The 19,119-nt window shown below is 41.4% G+C and carries 15 protein-coding genes and 1 riboswitch; of the genes, 10 read left to right on the forward strand and 5 right to left on the reverse strand.

Annotated features, from left to right (window positions below; genetic code table 11):
• Positions 1–8 precede the first annotated feature (8 nt).
• A complete protein-coding gene (locus CCS02_RS02590) occupies positions 9–449 on the forward strand; it encodes an RbsD/FucU family protein (RefSeq protein WP_100635628.1) in 441 nt (146 codons plus the stop codon).
• 107 nt (positions 450–556) lie between these two features.
• Here CCS02_RS02590 and xylA read toward each other — a convergent pair whose 3' ends face one another.
• Together xylA and CCS02_RS02600 are read right to left on the reverse strand one after the other, a co-directional pair.
• Entirely contained in the window at positions 557–1,876 is a 1,320-nt protein-coding gene (gene xylA, locus CCS02_RS02595) for a xylose isomerase (RefSeq protein ID WP_100635630.1), read from the reverse strand.
• 170 nt (positions 1,877–2,046) lie between these two features.
• Positions 2,047–2,769, reverse strand: a complete 723-nt coding sequence (locus tag CCS02_RS02600; RefSeq protein WP_100635632.1) for a spermidine synthase — start codon at positions 2,767–2,769, stop codon at positions 2,047–2,049.
• A gap of 262 nt (positions 2,770–3,031) precedes the next feature.
• On the opposite strand from CCS02_RS02600, the gene CCS02_RS02605 reads away from it, so the two are divergent.
• From CCS02_RS02605 to CCS02_RS02615, 3 genes are all read left to right on the forward strand, one after another.
• Positions 3,032–3,520 (forward strand): GNAT family N-acetyltransferase, encoded by a 489-nt coding sequence (locus CCS02_RS02605; protein WP_100188752.1) that lies wholly within the window; start codon positions 3,032–3,034, stop codon positions 3,518–3,520.
• Between the two features lie 291 nt (positions 3,521–3,811).
• Complete coding sequence (locus tag CCS02_RS02610) at positions 3,812–4,414, forward strand: superoxide dismutase (protein WP_072840870.1); 603 nt, start codon at positions 3,812–3,814, stop codon at positions 4,412–4,414.
• A gap of 2 nt (positions 4,415–4,416) precedes the next feature.
• The gene (locus tag CCS02_RS02615) at positions 4,417–5,307 is read left to right on the forward strand and encodes a ZIP family metal transporter (RefSeq protein ID WP_100635634.1); all 891 of its coding nucleotides are present in this window, start codon (positions 4,417–4,419) and stop codon (positions 5,305–5,307) included.
• Positions 5,308–5,496: 189 nt separating this feature from the next.
• Positions 5,497–5,604, forward strand: a riboswitch (guanidine-I (ykkC/yxkD leader).
• Between the two features lie 25 nt (positions 5,605–5,629).
• Here CCS02_RS02615 and CCS02_RS02620 read toward each other — a convergent pair.
• Positions 5,630–6,172 (reverse strand): spermidine synthase, encoded by a 543-nt coding sequence (locus tag CCS02_RS02620; protein ID WP_232728801.1) that lies wholly within the window; start codon positions 6,170–6,172, stop codon positions 5,630–5,632.
• Positions 6,173–6,434: 262 nt separating this feature from the next.
• Between CCS02_RS02620 and CCS02_RS02625 the strand changes: the two genes are divergently transcribed.
• Positions 6,435–6,920 (forward strand): GNAT family N-acetyltransferase, encoded by a 486-nt coding sequence (locus CCS02_RS02625; protein ID WP_100635636.1) that lies wholly within the window; start codon positions 6,435–6,437, stop codon positions 6,918–6,920.
• Positions 6,921–7,002: 82 nt separating this feature from the next.
• On the opposite strand, the gene acnA is transcribed toward CCS02_RS02625, so the two are convergent.
• Both acnA and CCS02_RS02635 read right to left on the reverse strand, forming a co-directional pair.
• On the reverse strand, positions 7,003–9,747 hold the full coding sequence (acnA, locus tag CCS02_RS02630; protein ID WP_100635638.1) for an aconitate hydratase AcnA: 2,745 nt from the start codon (positions 9,745–9,747) through the stop codon (positions 7,003–7,005).
• A gap of 510 nt (positions 9,748–10,257) precedes the next feature.
• The gene (locus tag CCS02_RS02635) at positions 10,258–11,382 is read right to left on the reverse strand and encodes a helix-turn-helix transcriptional regulator (protein ID WP_100635640.1); all 1,125 of its coding nucleotides are present in this window, start codon (positions 11,380–11,382) and stop codon (positions 10,258–10,260) included.
• 688 nt (positions 11,383–12,070) lie between these two features.
• Here CCS02_RS02635 and CCS02_RS02640 point away from each other — a divergent pair.
• From CCS02_RS02640 to CCS02_RS02660, 5 genes are all read left to right on the forward strand, one after another.
• Complete coding sequence (locus CCS02_RS02640) at positions 12,071–13,921, forward strand: alkaline phosphatase D family protein (RefSeq protein WP_100635642.1); 1,851 nt, start codon at positions 12,071–12,073, stop codon at positions 13,919–13,921.
• 45 nt (positions 13,922–13,966) lie between these two features.
• Complete coding sequence (locus CCS02_RS02645) at positions 13,967–14,200, forward strand: hypothetical protein (protein ID WP_157807965.1); 234 nt, start codon at positions 13,967–13,969, stop codon at positions 14,198–14,200.
• 195 nt (positions 14,201–14,395) lie between these two features.
• The gene (locus CCS02_RS02650) at positions 14,396–15,844 is read left to right on the forward strand and encodes an FAD-dependent oxidoreductase (protein ID WP_100635645.1); all 1,449 of its coding nucleotides are present in this window, start codon (positions 14,396–14,398) and stop codon (positions 15,842–15,844) included.
• A 61-nt stretch (positions 15,845–15,905) separates the two neighbouring features.
• The gene (gene rho / locus CCS02_RS02655; RefSeq protein ID WP_072840878.1) at positions 15,906–16,862 is read left to right on the forward strand and encodes a transcription termination factor Rho; all 957 of its coding nucleotides are present in this window, start codon (positions 15,906–15,908) and stop codon (positions 16,860–16,862) included.
• Positions 16,863–16,974: 112 nt separating this feature from the next.
• Positions 16,975–19,119 carry a transporter substrate-binding domain-containing diguanylate cyclase gene (locus CCS02_RS02660; RefSeq protein WP_100635647.1) on the forward strand — a complete coding sequence of 715 codons (2,145 nt, stop codon included), beginning with the start codon at positions 16,975–16,977 and terminating at the stop codon, positions 19,117–19,119.

The following is a 19,119-nucleotide window of genomic DNA, read 5'->3' on the forward strand; positions in this document are numbered from 1 at the left end:
GAAAAAACATGCTAAAAAATATAGATCCTTTATTAAGTGGTGAATTACTGAACGTGCTACGCACAATGGGCCACGGCGACGATATCGTTTTGGTTGATCGTAATTTTCCTGCTGCTTCTATGGCTGCTGGAAAGCCGGTTATTCGCTTAGATGGCGTGAATGTTATTCAAGCTGCCAAGGCGATTTTATCGGTATTGCCATTAGATACCTTCGTTGATAAACCTGTGACGCGTATGCAAGTGGTTGGTGAAGACGAATCTGTGATGCCAGAAGTTCAGCAAGAATTTGCGGCCGCATTAAAAGCCGCCGACAGTGACAACGCTGAAATGGGATCGTTAGAGCGCTTTGCTTTTTACGAAGCGGCTAAACAAGCCTACGCTTTTGTTGTGACTGGCGAAGGCCGAGGTTACGGCTGCTTTTTATTGAAGAAAGGCGTGATCTTTTCTTAATATCTCTTAGTAGAATGCAACACTAAAAAAACACAGGTCAGCTTTCGGTGGCCTGTGTTTTTTAGTTTTAAGCTGCTTAACTTTTATCTAACGGCTTATTTGAACTCTTATTTAAAGATGTAGCCATTCACCATGTTTTCTAGCATTTCTTGGCGACCAGAAACTGGCTGAGGATCGATGTTGTTTTTCTCAGCGTACGCCGCAAGGTCTTGCAAAGTATGCTTGCCCGTCAAAATGTCTGCACCTAAAGAGTCGTTCCATTTGGCATAACGCTGATCAACAATGTTCGCCAATTTTTCATCTTCGATCATTTTCACCGCGCGTTCTAATGACAACGCCAAAGTGTCCATCGCACCAATGTGACCGTGGAATAAATCTTCAAGATCCATAGATTGACGGCGTAGCTTGGTATCGAACATGTAGCCGCCCGTTTTGAAGCCACCCGATTTTAGAATCTCATAAGTCACGAGCGTGTATTCTTCCACACTAGTTGGGAATTGGTCTGTATCCCAGCCCAGCTGAGCATCGCCTTGGTTGGCGTCGACAGAACCAAGAATGCCCAAGGAACAAGCCGTGGCGATTTCATGATGGAAGCTGTGACCCGCCAAGGTCGCGTGGTTGGCTTCGATGTTGACCTTGATTTCTTTTTCAAGACCAAACTCTTTTAAGAAGCCATACACAGTCGCGGTATCGTAATCGTACTGATGTTTGGTTGGTTCCGCTGGTTTTGGTTCGATCAACAAGGTGCCTTCAAAGCCGATTTTGTATTTGTGCTCAACCACCATTTGCATGAAGCGACCAAGCTGAGCGCGTTCGCGTTTTAGATCGGTATTCAATAGGGTTTCATAGCCTTCACGGCCGCCCCATAGAACATAGTTCTCGCCTTTAAGTGCTTTGGTCGCATTCATCGCATGAAACACCTGAGTCGCCGCGTAAGCAAAAATTTCCGGGTTAGGGTTGGACGCTGCGCCAGACATGTATCTTGGGTTTGAAAAGGCATTCGCCGTTCCCCACAATAACTTGATGCCAGTAGCTTCTTGCTTGGCTTGAAGAACGTCGACCATTTGCGCAAAGTTATTAATGTATTCTTTGATCGAGCGGCCTTCTGGGCTGACATCCACATCGTGAAAGCTGTAATAGGGAACACCCAATTTAGTGAAAAACTCAAACGCTGCGTCGGTTTTTAGCTTCGCCGCTTCCATCTCAGATGCGGCTTTAAACCAAGGGCGATCAAAAGTATTCGCGCCAAAAACATCGCTACCTTGCCAACAGAATGTGTGCCAATAACACACCGCCACGCGTAAATGCTCTGCCATGGTTTTGCCCATCAGCATCTTGTTTGCATCGTAATGTTTGAATGCAAAAGGGTTGTTTGAATCCGCACCTTCGTATTTGACAACGGGCACAGTTTTGAAAAATTCGCTCATATCAGAACTCCAGACTATTGTTATTTTTTATCCCTACGAATGATTGTTTGTTTAGGTGATTGCTTCAATTACGAAATTTTCTGAGCGCGTTATTGAATTTGTTGGGAGAGTGGGGCGAATAGTGAATAAGTACTAGGGGGCTAGCGGCCATGTTATTTGTAAGAGTTGCCTTACTCCTTCACACAAACATAAACCGAGTTAGTTGATTGTCCGCCTTGAAACGGGTTGTCAAAGGTTACTAGGTGGGAGTTGACGCTTGCGAATACGGTTTTAAGTAATTCGATAAAGTTGTCTTCTGGAGGGTTCTGAGACCACATGGCGAATACGCCGTTTGGTTTAAGTTGTTCTGCCATGCGTGATAGGTTTGCTGTGGTGTAGAAGCCGGCGTTGCTTGGGTTGAGGAATTCGGTTGGGGAATGGTCGATGTCTAGTAAGATGGCATCGAATTTTTTACCGGCATGGCTTGGGTCAAATCCAGTACTTGGGTCTGTGGCTAGGTCGAAAAAGCTGCCAAGTACATAACGGTTACGTTTGTCAGTGTTGAGTATTTTACCCAGTGGCACGAGTTCTTTTTGGTGCCAGCTGATGACGGTTTCTAACGCATCAACCACAAGCAGTTCTGTAATTCGTTCGTCTTTTAGTGCCGCTACGGCGGTGTAACCTAAGCCTAGTCCACCGACAACAACACTTAAATCTTCGCCTTGTACTTGCGCTAAACCAAGGGTAGACAAGGCTTCTTCTGCATCGACAAACATGCTCGACATCAGAAATTCTTCGCCTAGTTTCACTTCGTAGATGTCTCTGTCACCAAAGGCAGGAATACGTCGTCTGCGAAGAGATATTTCACCTAAAGATGAGGCTTGGCTGTCGATTTCTTTGAACAATGAAGACATGATTAGGTTGTCCTAAAATACAGTGTAAATGATTAGAAAAGCATAGCGTTTGGCACGCTAATGAATGTTTTGTCCATTGAAGGCTTAACAGTAAACTGCTTTTCAAACCCGTCATGCTCGATGTTGATTGTTGCTATTTTATAACAGCTTGCTTCTTAATGAGTGCTTCAAGAATCAAAAAAAGCTTTTTTTATTATAAAATTGATGAATACTTAAGCCATCAGAGCAGGATTTTCTCTGCTTTATATAAAATGGAGTCGTTATGTCTTTCTTGGTGTCTATGTCAAAACCCTTCTTTGCATTTTATATTGAAGAGCTGATCGTGCAGTACGCTCGAGAGAATGTGGAATCTGGCCGGTGGCAGAAAACAGGATCATTAACTCGATCTAGGCGTGATATTGAAAGACTGCTACCTCGTGGAATCGACACGGATAACAATCACTTTTTTGAAATGAAAGTACCAGAAGTAAACGAGACAGTCGGTATGATATGGCTGTCGTTAGAGAACAGTAGCACCACGAGTACGGTGTTTATTTACGATTTAGAAATCAAGGCTGAACATCGCCGAAAGGGTTATGCGAAGCTTGCTCTAAAGGAAATCGAAGACTTCGCGGCAACGCACAACATCGTCAATATTGGCTTGCACGTATTTTCTCACAATAGCGCGGCCCAAAAGTTGTACGCTAAAATGGGTTATGAAACGGTCAGTGTGAATATGGTCAAGAGAATAGATCAAGCGACAATGCCATAGCGCTAGTTTTGTATCTGCGTTCAACTCCGATTGCTTCAAGTGCTGCGTTCAACTCCGATTGCTTCAAGTGCTGCGTTGCTCAGCGCTGATCCTTGTATCCTCGACGTTATTTTTCCCTATAAATCATGGTCTGTTTAGACTTGAATTTCCTTGGCCTATATTTCTGAGGCGGTGGCATAACAGTGTGTAAAGAGTCTAGCCCTCACCGCGAGCGTGAAAAATAGGATTTGCATTTGTTATTAATAGAAATAATAATGATTCTTCTTATCGTTATCTATTTTGGAGAATAAGATGCCTTTTACTTTGCCTGAACTGCCTTACGCTTATACCGCTTTAGAGCCGCACATTGATGCATTGACGATGGAGATTCATCACAGTCGCCATCATCAGACTTATGTGAATGGCTTAAATGCTGCTCTAGAAGGAACTGCTTATGCGGATTGGTCTCTTGAGCGCCTGTTGCGAGAGATTACCTCATTGCCAGAAAACGTTCAGGGTGCGGTACGTAATCATGGTGGTGGTCATGCGAATCATAGTCTGTTTTGGTTGGTGATGTCACCAGAAGGGGGTGGGGAGCCACAAGGACCATTAGCAGACGCGATTCAGCAAAGCTTTGGTAGTTTTGAAGAATTTAAACAGCTGTTTATTAAGGCGGCATTGAGCCGATTTGGCAGTGGTTGGGCTTGGTTGGTGAAAGATCAGCAAGGTAAATTGCGGGTGACCAGCAGCGCTAATCAAGACAGCCCATTTATGGATGGATTGACACCGATTTTAGGCTTGGATGTTTGGGAACACGCTTATTATTTGCAGTATCAAAATAAACGTCCTGACTACGTTGCGGCATTTTTTAATGTCATCAACTGGTCGCAAGTCGCTGCGTGGTTTCAGGAGTAAGCATGAAGTTGACTCTGTTGTCGTTACCTAAGATCCGCGCGCGAAAGTGGATCGGAAGCATAATTTTAGTATTAGGTGCTTACACTGCCATCGATCAGTTTGTGGTGTTGTTACAACAACATTCTCAGGTGCGTTATGCTTTTTATGCGGGGGTTGTGGCGGCAACAGCGACGGCGATGGGCGCATTGCCTGCTTTGTTTCTGCATCGCTTATCGCAAAAGTTGCATGACGTTATGTTGGGGTTTGGCGCTGGGGTAATGTTAGCGGCTTGTATGTTTTCTCTGATTATCCCTGCTTTGGCGTTGTTGGAAGGCAGTGGTGCTTCGCCATGGTACAGCTCCAGCTCTGTGGGGGTGGCAATTCTGCTTGGTGGCGCATTTATGTTGGTGTTGGAACGGCTTGTACCACACCAACATTTTATTAAAGATGAAGACAGGTTACGTGGTCAGACTTTGCGACGTAGCTGGTTATTTGTTTTTGCCATTGCTCTGCATAATATCCCGGAAGGTTTGGCGATAGGTGCGTCTTTTGCCAGTGGTGATGTGTCGGCAGCTACGGCGTTGACAACAGGTATCTCGATTCAGGATATTCCTGAAGGGTTAGTGGTTGCCATGGCGTTGTTAGCCGTGGGCTACAGCCGTTTATTGGCGGTGAGTATTGCGGTGCTGTCAGGTTTGACGGAACCTGTTATGGCCGTTATTGGTTCGGTGGTGTTGGGGGAATCTAGCTTATTGTTGCCTTTAGGGTTGGCTTTAGCAGCTGGTGCTATGTTGTTTGTGATCAGTCATGAAATGATTCCTGAATCTCACCGTCAAGGTCACGAGCTGGCGGCAACAAAAGGCTTAATGTTAGGTTTTGTACTTATGATGCTGTTAGATACGGCGTTGGCCTGACTGTATAAAAATAGTGCGCTAATAATGAAATGGGCTTTTTGGGCCCATTTTTTGTTGTTTGTTAGTGACGAGCGGTGTCAAAAAAATGTCTAGAGCCTTTAAAATAAAGTGTTCTGTATAACTGGTACACAATCTGCTTTATCAAAACTGTTCGTACCCTTGGAAAGTCGAACATCACAATATAGATTATCAATAGAGAGCTAGGGTTCCGATTTCGATCTTATCGAAATGACTGGCCCGAGAGTTTTCGACCTTGGCAGTTTCAAGGTTACACGGCGGGGCAAAAGCCAGGGAGACCACATGGCGAATGCGTCGTTTGGTTTTAGTGTGATAGGTTTGCTGTGGTGTAGAAGCCGGCGTTGCTTGGGTTGAGGAATTCTGCAGGGGAATGGTCGATGTCTAGCAAAATGGCATCGAACTTTTTACCAGCGCTGCTCGGGTCAAATCCAGTACTTGGGTCTGTGGCGAGATCGAAAAAGCTACCAAGCACATAACGGTTACGTTTGTCGGCGTTGAGAATTTTACCTAGCGGAACGAGTTCTTTCTGGTGCCAGCTAATGAAGGTTTCTAACGCATCGACAACAAGCAGTTCTGCAATTCGTTCCTCTTTAAGTGCCGCTACGGCGGTATAACCTAAGGCCAATCCACCGACAACAACTCTCAAATTTTCGCCCTGAACTTGTGCTAAACCAAGGGTAGACAAGGCTTCTTCTGCGTCGACAAACATGCTCGACATCAGAAATTCTTCGCCTAGTTTTACTTCGTAGATGTCTCTGTCACCAAAGGCAGGAATGCGTCGTCTGCGAAGGGAAATTTCACCTAAAGGAGAGGCTTGGCTGTCGATTTCTTTGAACAATGAAGACATGACTGGGTAGTCCTAATATGCGGTATAAATGAGTAGAAAAGCATAGCGTTTGGTACGCTAATGAATGTTTTGTCCATTGAAGGATTAACAGTAAACTGCTTTTCAAACCCGTCATGCTCGATGTTGATTGTCGCTATTTTATAACAGCTTGCTTCTTAATGAGTGCTTCAAGACTCAAATAAAGTTTTTTTTATTGAAAATTTGATGAATACTTAAGCTATCAGAGCAGGATTTCCTCTGCCGTATATGAATTGGAGTCGTTATGTCTTTCTTGGTATCAATGTCAAAGCCCTTTTTTGCCTCTTATATTGAAGAGCTGATCGTACAGTATGCACGAGAAAATGTGGAATCCGGCCGCTGGCAGAAAACAGGATCATTAACTCGATCTAGGCGTGATATTGAAAGACTGCTCCCGCGTGGAATAGACACAGATAATAACCATTTCTTTGAAATGAAAGTGCCTGAAGTAAACGAGACAGTCGGTATGATATGGCTGTCTTTAGAGAACAGCAGTACCACGAGTACGGTGTTTATTTACGATTTAGAAATCAAGGCAGAACATCGCCGACAGGGCTATGCGAAGCTTGCCCTAAAGGAAATCGAAGACTTCGCCGCAACGCAAAACATTGTTAATATTGGCTTGCATGTATTTTCTCATAATAACGCAGCACAGAACCTATACGCTGAAATGGGTTATGAAACCGTTAGCGTGAACATGGTGAAGAAAATTGGCCAAACTGAGGGTTGATTTTCAGAGACAAACTTGTGGATGATAATAAAATAGCCTCGCTCATTATTGAGCGAGGCTATTTTATTAAATGCAGGGAAGGTTAGCCGAGCATACCTCGCAATACGTACTGTAAAATACCGCCATGTTTGTAGTAGTCCCACTCTTTGGGAGTATCAATTCGTACGTCAGCACTAAAGCTTATTGTTTGCCCTTCGCTATTCGTCGCCATTAGGGTTACTTCATCGGTTTTATCGTACAAGCCATTTATATCAAATTGCTCTTGCCCTGTTAAACCAAGTGATTCATAACTGTCACCGTCTTTAAATTGCAGAGGTAAGACGCCCATACCAATTAAATTAGAGCGGTGGATGCGCTCATAGCTTTCTGCGATTACCGCTTTTACTCCGAGTAGCAATGAGCCTTTAGCCGCCCAGTCACGAGATGAGCCTGTACCGTATTCTTTACCCGCTAAAATAATAAGTGGCGTATTGCTTTCATGATAGGTCACGGCAGCATCGTAAATACTGGCTAAGTTATCATCCGGTTGAGTGCGGGTAATGCCGCCTTCGGTGCCCGGTGCCAGTAGGTTTTTAAGTCTTACGTTAGCAAAGGTACCGCGCACCATCACTTCATGATTACCTCGACGAGAGCCATAAGAATTAAACTGTGCTTTTTCTACGCCGTGTTTTTGCAAGTATAAACCGGCTGGGGAATCAGCCTTAATTGAACCCGCTGGAGAAATATGATCTGTGGTGACAGAATCGCCCAGTTTGGCTAAACAGCGAGCACCTTTAATGCTTGGAATACCCGGAGGATCGATGCTCATGCCATCAAAAAAGGTGGCTTTTTTGATGTAGGTTGACGCGTCGTTCCAGTCATAAAGTTTGCCATCTGGAATTTGGATTTGCTGCCAGTGGCTATCGCCTTCGTATACGTTAGCGTAGCTTTTGGCGAACATTTCTTTGGTAACGGTTTCTTTGACAAGATCGTTGACTTCTTTGACACTTGGCCAAATGTCTTTTAGGTAAATATCGTTACCGTTCGCGTCTTGCGCAAGAGGCTCCTTGTACACATCTATATCGGTACGGCCTGCAATGGCATAGGCGACAACGAGTGGAGGCGAGGCTAAGAAGTTCATTTTCACGTCTTGGTGAATACGTCCTTCAAAGTTTCGGTTGCCAGATAAAATAGAGCTAACGATGAGTTTGTGTTTCTGGATAGCGTCTGATATTTCACTGGCTAATGGTCCAGAGTTACCAATACAGGTGGTGCAACCATAGCCTACGAGGTTAAAGCCTAGGCTTTCTAGGTCATCCATTAATCCTGCTTTTGCTAAGTAATCTGTTACCACTTTAGATCCTGGCGCCAGTGAAGTTTTCACCCATGGTTTTACATTGATACCTAGTTGTTTTGCTTTTTTAGCAACCAAGCCTGCTGCTAGAATGACGCTTGGGTTTGAAGTGTTGGTGCAGCTGGTAATGGCTGCGATAACACAAGCGCCGTCATTCAATTCAAATTCTTGTCCTTTAAATTTAACAATGCTCGCGCCTTTAATTGGTGCTTCATCTACGGACTCATCGGGGTGAATAACAGGGCCTTCACTTTCTATACGAGCTTGTTCTTCACTGCTTTTATTTTCACGAGCCATTCGTTCTTCTTGAAAGCCTTTTAGATGATCACGGATAGTGTCACCTGCTTTATCAAGGGGTATCCTGTCTTGTGGTCGTTTAGGGCCTGCGAGGCTAGGAACAACATCATTCAATATAAGTTCAAGTTTGTCGGTATAGTTGGCTTCATCGCCATCATTGCGCCATAGACCTTGGTGTTTTGCGTATTCTTCAATGAGGTTGAGTTGCGTTTCGTCGCGATTTGTTAAACGAAGATAGTTAATGGTTTCATCATCAATAGGGAAGATGCCGCATGTTGCGCCATATTCTGGAGCCATATTGGCAATGGTTGCTCTGTCGGCAAGTGGCAAGTCAGCAAGACCATCACCGTAAAATTCGACAAATTTACCAACGACGCCATGATTTCGTAGCATTTCAGTGATGGTAAGTACTAGATCAGTCGCCGTGGTGCCTTCCGGTAGGCGGCCACTTAGCTTAACACCAACAACCTGAGGGATTAGTAAGCTGATAGGTTGACCAAGCATAGCCGCTTCAGCTTCAATCCCGCCTACACCCCAACCAAGCACGCCTAAACCATTAATCATTGTCGTGTGTGAGTCTGTTCCCACTAGAGTGTCTGGGTAAGCAAACTTCTGACCATTTTTATCATCATTAAAAACCACACGAGCCAAATACTCTAAATTTACTTGGTGAACGATACCGGTTGCTGGTGGCACAACTTTTAGGTTATTGAAGGCTGTTTGACCCCAACGTAAAAATTCGTAGCGCTCTTTATTTCTTTCATATTCAAGTTTGGTATTTAAATCAAATGCAGCTGCATTGCCATAACCATCGACTTGTACTGAGTGGTCAATAACCAGTTCGGCAGGAGATAGTGGGTTTATTTTCGCCGGATCGCCGCCTAGCTTTTCCATCGCATCGCGCATCGCAGCTAAATCAACAATGGCTGGGACGCCGGTAAAGTCTTGCATGACAACACGTGCAGGCGTAAAAGCCACTTCGGAGGAGGGTTTAGCTTGAGGGTCCCAATCTAATAACGCTTGGATGTCTTGCTCTTTAATATTAACGCCATCTTCATTACGAAGTAGGTTTTCGAGTAATATTTTTAAAGAAAACGGCAGTCGCTTGGCTTTGTCGCCAAGTCCTTTTAAGGAGTGAATATGAAAATGCTCGCCATTAACGGTGATCTGTTGTTGGGTGTCGAAACTGTTGTTCATTTTTTTCCCCTTTGTCTATTAGGCAGATATCTTTAGACAGATATCTTGAAAAAACCTCTAAAGTGTGATGTTTTGATAAGTTTAATGTTGACTAAGAGTGTAGCAGTACTTTTTGTCTTAGACGACCGTATGGCGCCGATACTCTAGACTTCACCGCTGCAAAGCCCTATGTGAGTTGGATTTCATAGAAAAGAGTCTTACTTTTTTCGCATTTAATTATTAGGGTAATAGTAAAAACTATCATTACAATCGTACTATTCGTCCCAGTATTTCTTGGATTGGTTACTATATTTCCTTCTAAAAGAGAAAATCACAATCAAGTTATATAAAGAAGAAGTAAATAAATTGGAAGATGGAAAGTCGAGTTGAGCTGTTTGTCCAGAATGTCAGAGGTGAGGCAAAAGAATTATTTAGACTAAGTAAGAAATTACGTTTGCTCTATTTAAAAGAGCTAAGCGAATTTGACAGTTTGAAGTTAGGATGAATTTCTTGCTAATTTAAAAATATCCATCAAGATATAATGTTGAAAGAACTCATAATCAAAGTGCGAACTAGATCGGTTTGAGAGTTTACCTGTACTTTATTAAATACATTTTTTAGTTGGCTTCTGACTGTTTGAATGCTGGCGCTTTTAGAATCTGCATACTTTTGTAATGATAAACCGTTTGTTAGGGCTAATGCTAATTGAGCTTCTGAAGTTGTTAGATTATATACCTCCTTGAGCACTTCCAATGACATATGGGAGCAAAGGTCAGGATGAGAAATATACATCAGAGCAAAATTTGATATTTGATGTTCATTTTTTAATATATCTAAGTCGTGCACTCTTGAGTTTGTGATCGTTATAGATAGCGGTGTCACATTATTGTTATTTTCTAATTGTAATGAAGTAGCCGAAATCTGACCGTCTAATACATTTTGTATTTTTGATTTAAGATTTTTTTTGGATGACACCTTGTCGGTGAATAATTGTTTATCTTTTATATGAAGGCCAAAGACGCTATTAGCTAAAGATGTTGCTAAGTCGTTTATAAAATGAACCTTTAGGTCAGCATCGATTGCAATTAGGCCAAGCGGAACCTTAGCTAATGCACTGCTAAGGACTTCTTCTTTTTCATATAGTTTTTCAAGGATGTCAGAGAAATCAAATACTCTACGAAAATGAGGGTAAAGTCGTGACAATACTTTTAGCTCATTGTCATTAAATTGTTCCTGATCCATACCACGATGAATGCCAATACCAACGAAGTACTCAGTATTATTACAAATATTTAAAGCACTTATGTAGCCAACATTATTAGGTAAAAGTAGGTTTTGATAAAAGTCAGGATGGTCGAATTTTGATGTTTTATGGTCAATGGCTCCAAGCACGGTTCCTTCAGGTAAGGCTTTCATAATGGTGCCTGTAGCATCATAAACACCTAGTTTCTCTTGATATTCAGGAGAAAAATCGCTCGGAACACCATAACTTCCCAAGACTCGATAAACGTTTTTCTTAAATTTAATAAAAAACAGTCCAGCACTTTTGGCTTTAATTGTTTCACAGAGTTTTTCTAAGACGCTGTCCCAGTCTCTGTGCTCAAAGCCACGCTCAAAGATCATATCGACTAAATCTAAAATAGAGTTTTCTTTCATATCGAGATGTTCCTAAGAAGCGGGAGGATACAAGTCTGAATATACCCCATGTAGGGTATGACCAAAATAAAGTAGACGTTTATATTTGTAAAAATATTCAATTTTATCGCAATCCTCTTAGAAGCGAGTAGTTGTCGAGCGACGTTACTACGCACCACAATCTCTTGCTAAAAATAAAGAAGCAATTCAAGTGTTTCGAAATAAGCAACTGAAGTAGGCAGGTAGTTCAGTGGTTAATGACGACTCTTATCAATATATGAACGCTAATGATTAAATCACAACAGTAGTGATCCTAGCCTGCAAGCCTCTTACGAGCATTTATAACGTACATACTATGAAAATTGTAGTTCCGCTGACAATGGTTCTCAGATGTCTATAAAAAAGAATCATTTCTTTTTAGGCAAAATAGGAGTGCGTTAGCTGTGGAAAAAGTAACCAAGATCAGGTCGAATTATTGTGTTTGAGTGCAATTACCTTGAATGCAGTAAGTAGGCAAGGGGATTTGCACCAACAGCAACATCAGATGGCCTTTATAAAGCTCACAAAAGTAGTGCTAAGTTATATATTATATCCTTGGGTAGACTGAAGGTTTATTAAATTATTAATATAAAGATTTGTCCTAATCTTATGTTGAGGCTATATTCTTTAGTAAATGAATTTGAGCAGGCTAAAAATAGGGAGATTTATTATGGCAATTATCTGCGGGCCAATGGTTAGGCATACAACTCGTGAAAAAATTAATATATGGCAAGTTTTAGATCATGAGTTTAATGAGATAAATCTCGCTGTTTATTCATCATTACAGAGCTTTGATAATATTGCTTCTGAGGTGTCAAGTCGTGTTGTGCAGCTTGGCTCGTCCTGTTTTGCTGTAATGTTATCTGCCACCATAGCGCCGTCTGATTCTAACGAGATTATTTATTATGATGTCATTGTGGATGGCGAAGGCTTTGTAGAAACAGGGCTTAATGAACTGGTTTGTTTAGAGGGAGAAAAATTACCAAGTGTGATGATACCCAAGCAACATCGTTATCTTTATCAAGCGTCTTGCCGTAAACCCCATGATAAACAAGGTATTGATCATTTGGCTGAAATAGCTGATTTACTCAAAGATACTTTAGGCAAAGAGACAAGACCTAGTCAGCTGTATCTTACTGGCGATCAAATTTATGCGGATGATGTGTCACCGATATTGCTGCAATCTTTTCAATATGTTCGAGAGGCTTTAGGTCTCCCCCATGAAATGATGTATACCGACAAAAATGACTTTTTTGATCCAGATAAAATGCATTTGGATGGTCGGTGGCGTAAGGCTAAGCGGAAGTTAGGCTTTACCTCTGGAGAGAAAAGGTCCCATCTTTTTAGCTTTTCTGAATACATTTGTATGTATTTATTCAGTTTTGGTGCCAGTTTACCCCAGCAAAGATTTGCCAAATATAAAGCGCTTCAGCCAAGACTGACATCGCTGCGACGTAAAGATGATAGGGAATATCATTATAGTTCTATGCAATACGAGAATGAAAAAGTGGTTTTGGAACGATTCGCGCAAACGGCAACGAGTCAAGTTCGTAAAGCATTGGCTAATATTAGTGTGTATATGATGTTTGATGATCATGACGTGACGGATGATTGGAATTTAACAGAGGAAAATAAGCATAATCTTTCTAGCAGCTGGCTGGGTAAACAGGTTTATGTTAATGCTTTGTCCGCCTACATTGTTTGTCAGCATTGGGGGAATCAGCCTGACGCTTTTAGTCCAACAATACAGCAAAATATCACGGCTTTAGCAAAGAATCCTACTCAGGAAAATCATAAACCCTTAGAAGCGTTATTTAGTAAGTATTGGGGATATTTATTAGAGCAAACACCACCAACACTTGTATTGGATACTCGGACCCAACGAGTATATGACGGTGATAACCTTGAGCTGATGTCTGAGCAACAGCTTGATGCTATAGGCGAAAAACTTGCTCTTTTACCAAAAACTTCCGTGTTAATACTGGTTTCTCCTACACCAATGTATGGCTTTAATGCCATTGAAGCTGCTCAACTTAGTCCGCTATTAACAAAGTTTAAGGCTTTTTCTGATAGAGAACCGTGGATTGCGAGCGAAAAAGCGCTTAAGAATTTACAGAATGCTTTGTTGAGAACGCCTGACATAAAACATGTCATTATTTTTAGTGGCGATGTGCACTACGGTTTTCTGCGCAGGCAGCATTTAGCAGGTCAAGGCGTAACATTTTGGCAATTTTGTAGTAGTGCTGCCTGTAATTCACCTGTTGGTGGTAATGTTGGTTTGTCTTTGGCTTCTACAATGGCGAAGCATTTTTACCATGATGACACAAAATATCTAATGCCGAATGGTAAAAGACCACACTTTTTAACTTCGGATAAAAATATTGGGGCTTTGGAATTAGATATCGTGAATATGGCACTTGTTCCTGCTAAAGCAACGCTTCATTGCTGCTCAGCTTCCGGTGAAATTTATGAGAAGCGCTATGATTTGCGTTTGAATAAATATCGCGAATATCCATCGTAGGAGTTTGTTGTTGGCCTCCTTGTTTCAGGGTACCTGGTGAGCAAGGTGGATGCTGCGATCGTACATGTTCTTAAACCTGAGGTATTGTTTACTCCTATGGTTGGCTTTCGAGTGCTATTAACCATTGGCTCAATAGCTTTGGCTCTTGTACTGGCATCGTCAATACGGTTTTACTCTCATACTTGTATGCAGTCGGTTAATAAAGCATCTGACGTTATGGAAAATAAGATTAAAAGTGAATGTAAACGTGTCATTTTGATTCTAGACAAAAATGCTTAGTTTTGAGCTTGATCATTATTGTAATAGAGTATTCAAGTGTTCGGATCTTTCAGAACAACGGCAGCTATCTTGGTAATAAAACCTCTCATTTTGTTTTTTCTCTTAGGCTCCCATCTATCGTATCGGTTATTATTTCTTTCATAGAAAGACGACATCATTAGCTTTTTAAAGCGCATCAAGTGGAAAATAAATCAAGTGGTAAGTGAAGCGGGTAGTTGGACAGCTTGTCCTGAATGTCTGGGGCGTGGCAAAAGAAGCCGTAGGCTGCGCAAAAAAGTGCGTTTGCTTTATCAAAAAGAGTTGAGCGAGTTTGAAAGATTGAAGGGCGAAGGGCCGGCTCCAGTTCGTCCTAAAGGGCATCTTGAGTCCTGTTCGAATTGTGCTGGCTCGGGTTTAGTTGAATCTGTCAATTTCCCTGAACCAGATACTGAAAAATATCCTCATGTTGCTATTATTGGTGGCGGTATAGGCGGTGTGGCTTTGGCCGTTGCTTGTCTGCATCGCGGCATTCCTTTTACGCTGTATGAACGAGATCACGGTTTTGATGCTCGCTCGCAAGGTTATGGTTTGACTTTGCAGCAAGCGAGTAAAGCGATTGAAGGCTTTGGTATTTTCTCGTTAGAAAAAGGTGTGGTTTCAACACGCCACGTGGTTCATACGACGGAAGGCAAAGTTGTCGGTCAATGGGGCATGAGAAAGTGGATGCAGTCTGACGCAAAGATGTCGCCTAAGCGCACCAATATTCATATTGCTCGCCAGTCTTTACGCTCAGCTTTGCTTGAGCAGTTAGGTGGGCGCGATGCTGTACAATGGGGACATCGGTTAGTCGATTTAAAAGAGGGTGATGAGGTTGATCTTAGCTTTTTGGTTGATGGTGAGTTAAAACACGTCAAGGCGGATCTTGTTGTAGGTGCTGATGGTATTCGCAGTGCGGTGCGCCGTTTACTTATTGGTGAGGAAACGACGCCGTTACGCTATCTTGGTTGTATTGTTATTTTGGGGATTTGTCCTTTGTCAGACCTCAATGGTGTAGAAAGCGAACTGCTGGATTCGGCGACGGTATTTCAAACAGCTAATGGTAATGAACGTATTTATATTATGCCCTATGACGCTGATTCTGTAATGTGGCAACTGAGTTTCCCTATGTCAGAAGACGATGCGAAAGCCTTGAGCGCTCAAGGTGTTCAGGCTTTAAAAGACGAAGCCTGTCGCAGAACTCAGTGGCATGATCCTATTCCTCAGATTCTATCGGCTACTCAAACGGCACAAGTGTCAGGTTATCCGGTTTACGACCGAGAATTACTTACTGCAGAACTACTAGAGAAAGGCGATAAAGTCACGCTGATTGGCGATGCAGCTCACCCAATGAGCCCATTTAAAGGGCAGGGTGCGAATCAGGCTTTGTTGGATGCGTTGGCTTTGGCACGCGAAATATCCAAAGGCTGCTGGTCAAAGTCTCAGTGGCGCGAAGCGGGTATTCGATCAAGTGTACTAACCGAGTTTGAAGCTGAAATGTTAGAACGCAGTGCAGTTAAAGTAGAAGGCTCCGCTGAGGCGGCCGAATTCTTGCATTCTGATATAGTGCTTTATGAAGGTGATGAGCCGAGAGGCCGAGCTTTAAAAAGAAAAGATATTGAGCAATAACTGAGACGTTCGTAAATTAAGATATCGATTTTTAAATTATCCAAGACTATAAGACCATATTATGACGAGAAAAATATTAAGTTTGAAAGGTAAACGATCTTCAGACGTGAACCCAGTCGATGAGGTGGCCGAGGATTTGTATCCGAATGATCCTGAAAAACGTTTTCTAAACGGCGTGGCCATTCATCCTTCCCCTTGTATTCATCTGGCATCTGGTTCTTCACAGAGAACGGTTCGTGCAATGGATTTGATCACGCCAATTGGTATGGGGCAGCGCGGTCTGATTGTTGCTCCACCAGGATCTGGTAAAACAACCATGTTAAAACACATTTGTCAGGCTGTGGCAGAAGCTTATCCTGAAATAAAGCTATATGCCTTGCTTATCGATGAACGCCCTGAAGAAGTAACGGATTTCAAGCGCAGCGTATCGGCAGAAGTGCATGCGTCGTCTTCTGATGAAAGCTATACACAACATGTTCGTGTAGCCGATGCGCTGCTAGCAACAGCGCGTAAGCAAGCCGGTGAAGGTCAGGATGTGATGATTGTGATTGATTCACTGACACGGCTTTCACGAGTGCATAATGCCGAACAGCGTAGTAGTGGTCGAACCATGTCTGGCGGACTTGATACAAGAGCGTTGGAAATCCCTCGTAAGCTATTTGGTGCAGCGAGAAAGATAGAGAACGGAGGGTCATTGACAATTCTCGCGACTATTTTGGTGGATACTGGCAGCAAGATGGATCAGGTGATTTTTGAAGAGTTCAAAGGTACGGGCAATATGGAAATTGTTTTGTCACGAGAAGCGGCGAGTCATCGAATTTTTCCTGCTATCGACATTGCGAAAAGTAGTACTCGTCGAGAAGAATTGCTTATTGATGGAAAAGATCTTGAGAAAGTGCGTGCTTTGCGACGTTCACTTACAAATCTTAAGCCGGTAGATGGTGCTCAGAAGTTAGTTGAATTATTAGAAGAATTTCCGACCAATGCTGAGCTATTGAAGGCTTTTTCGCCGACCTAACTAATAGGTTTTAAAAGGTCTTCATTTTTATAATAAGTACCTGAAGAGCCTTTTTTCTAGAGCAGTTTTTGATTAGTCCTAAATTACACTTGAAATTTTTACTGAGATAGTAATGAAAAAAATCTTGATAACATTGCTTTTTCTATTTCTATATTCAGTTGGATCTATAGCGAAACCTTTGGATTTAACGAAAGAGGAAAAGGGTTTTATTAAAGATAATCCAGTGGTAAGCATCGGCATGATGCCCGATTTTACTCCTTTCTCATATTATATTGAAGGCGAGCCTGTCGGGTTTGAGCACGATTTGTTGAATTTGATATCACAGAAAACTGGTCTGAAATTCGAAAAACACATTGATAAATGGACAACTATTTATAATTCGTTTAAAAACAAAGAAATCGATATGATAAGTAGTATTTCTTATAAAAAATACAGAGAGCCCTTTACTATATTTACCAGTCCATATTACAACATACCTATTATGATCTTTGTTAAAGATAATTTTGGTGAATACAATGGGTTAAAAAGTCTAACAGGAAAAAAAGTTGGTGTGTTGAAGGACGTTTTTTATATTAAGGAACTTGAAGATTTAGGCTCAATGAATCTGATTTTTTATGATAGCTATGATGATTTAACAAAAGATTTAGTGTTCGGTAAAATTGATGCGTTAATGCAAAACCTACCCAATATAAACCATCTGATTAAAAAGAATCTATATAATAATATAAAGTTGGCAAGTGAGCTTGTTTTACCAAATACAAATAGAGAGGACTTAAGGTTTGGAATACAGCCCGAAAAAAGCCTTTTAAGTTCTATTTTACAAAAGTCTCTTACCTCTATATCAAAAAGAGAAATTGAGGAATTGAGTGATAAATGGATTGGCTCTATTAAAGAGTACCCAGGTGGGCATATTGATCTTAATGATGCTGAAAAAGCTTACATTAATACCCATACTATCAAATATTGTATCAACCCAAGTGGTTTGCCCTTTGAAGGTCTGAATGAAGACGGTGAACATGTTGGAATGAGTTCGGATTATTATCGTCTTTTTGAACAAATGCTTTCAGCAAAATTTGAATTAGTTAAAACAAAAAATTGGAATCAATCTGTAGAATTTATACAGCAAAAAAAATGCGATATGCTTGCCTTAGGAATGGAAACGCCAGAAAGGAAAAAATACTTAAACTTCACTAGTCATTATTTAGATGTTCCATTAGTTGTCGCTACGAGAGTTGATGTTCCATTCATTAATCAGATACTGGACTTAGAAGGCGAAAAAATTGGAATAATAAAAGGTGATGCTTTTGTAAAAATACTGCGTGGGAAATATCCGTCATTAAAAATAGTCGAAGTTGATGATATTTATGATGGCTTAGATCAGGTCAAGAATGGCCAACTCTTCGCTTATATTGATACTTTAGCCAGTATTGGGTATGAGTTTCAAAGCAAATATTTTGGTGAATTAAAAATAGCCGGAAAAATATCTGAAAATTTAAGGCTTTCTATCGCTGTCAGAAAAGATGATATTACCCTGTTAGGGATTTTACAAAAAGTTGTTAATAATATTACAAATGAGCGCCATAGAAAGATATTTACAAAATGGATTCCTATAAAATACGAACAAGACGTAAATTATAAAATAGTATGGCAAATTGTATTGGCTATTGTGATTTTTCTTGCCCTTATGATCTATTGGAATAGAAAAATAACCAAAGCAAATACATTGTTAAAGCAAGCTCAAAAAGATATCGAAGAAAAAAATAAAGAGTTAAACAGATTGGCTCTTACGGATAACCTAACAACATTATTTAACAGAAGAAAGCTGGAAGAGCTTATACAAGCTGAGATTGATAAAGGCTACCATGTTGATAATAGCTTTTGTCTTTCTATACTTGATATCGATCACTTTAAAGAAGTTAACGACAAGTATGGTCATCAGCGAGGCGACAGTGTCCTTGTTGAAATAGCAAGTGTTTTGAAAGACAGTTTAAGAATAACAGACTATGTAGGACGTTACGGTGGGGAAGAGTTTATTATTATTTTTCCTGAATCAAGTATTGAAGATGTTAAGTTAATAATAGAAGGAGTTAGGCTCAAAATTGCGCAATATGATTTTGAGGGTATAGAACACAAAACTGCTAGTTTTGGATTAACCGCCTTCAAGGCAGGCGATACGATAGAGACCGTGGTTAAAAGAGCCGACAATGCACTTTATGAAGCGAAAGAAAGTGGCCGTAATAGGGTTGTCGTTAATTAA

This window comes from Marinomonas sp. ef1 (genome assembly GCF_002806845.1).
In the GTDB taxonomy this organism is placed as follows: domain Bacteria; phylum Pseudomonadota; class Gammaproteobacteria; order Pseudomonadales; family Marinomonadaceae; genus Marinomonas; species Marinomonas polaris.

Excerpts from the sequence above, each read along its gene's own strand:
- CCS02_RS02610 (WP_072840870.1), top strand. The coding sequence starts at position 3,812 with ATGCCTTTTACTTTGCCTGAACTGCCTTACGCTTATACCGCTTTAGAG.
- acnA (WP_100635638.1), bottom strand. The coding sequence starts at position 9,747 with ATGAACAACAGTTTCGACACCCAACAACAGATCACCGTTAATGGCGAG.
- CCS02_RS02625 (WP_100635636.1), top strand. The coding sequence starts at position 6,435 with ATGTCTTTCTTGGTATCAATGTCAAAGCCCTTTTTTGCCTCTTATATT.
- CCS02_RS02640 (WP_100635642.1), top strand. The coding sequence starts at position 12,071 with ATGGCAATTATCTGCGGGCCAATGGTTAGGCATACAACTCGTGAAAAA.
- CCS02_RS02615 (WP_100635634.1), top strand. The coding sequence starts at position 4,417 with ATGAAGTTGACTCTGTTGTCGTTACCTAAGATCCGCGCGCGAAAGTGG.
- xylA (WP_100635630.1), bottom strand. The coding sequence starts at position 1,876 with ATGAGCGAATTTTTCAAAACTGTGCCCGTTGTCAAATACGAAGGTGCG.
- CCS02_RS02660 (WP_100635647.1), top strand. The coding sequence starts at position 16,975 with ATGAAAAAAATCTTGATAACATTGCTTTTTCTATTTCTATATTCAGTT.
- rho (WP_072840878.1), top strand. The coding sequence starts at position 15,906 with ATGACGAGAAAAATATTAAGTTTGAAAGGTAAACGATCTTCAGACGTG.
- CCS02_RS02635 (WP_100635640.1), bottom strand. The coding sequence starts at position 11,382 with ATGAAAGAAAACTCTATTTTAGATTTAGTCGATATGATCTTTGAGCGT.
- CCS02_RS02590 (WP_100635628.1), top strand. The coding sequence starts at position 9 with ATGCTAAAAAATATAGATCCTTTATTAAGTGGTGAATTACTGAACGTG.
- CCS02_RS02600 (WP_100635632.1), bottom strand. The coding sequence starts at position 2,769 with ATGTCTTCATTGTTCAAAGAAATCGACAGCCAAGCCTCATCTTTAGGT.
- CCS02_RS02605 (WP_100188752.1), top strand. The coding sequence starts at position 3,032 with ATGTCTTTCTTGGTGTCTATGTCAAAACCCTTCTTTGCATTTTATATT.
- CCS02_RS02620 (WP_232728801.1), bottom strand. The coding sequence starts at position 6,172 with ATGTCTTCATTGTTCAAAGAAATCGACAGCCAAGCCTCTCCTTTAGGT.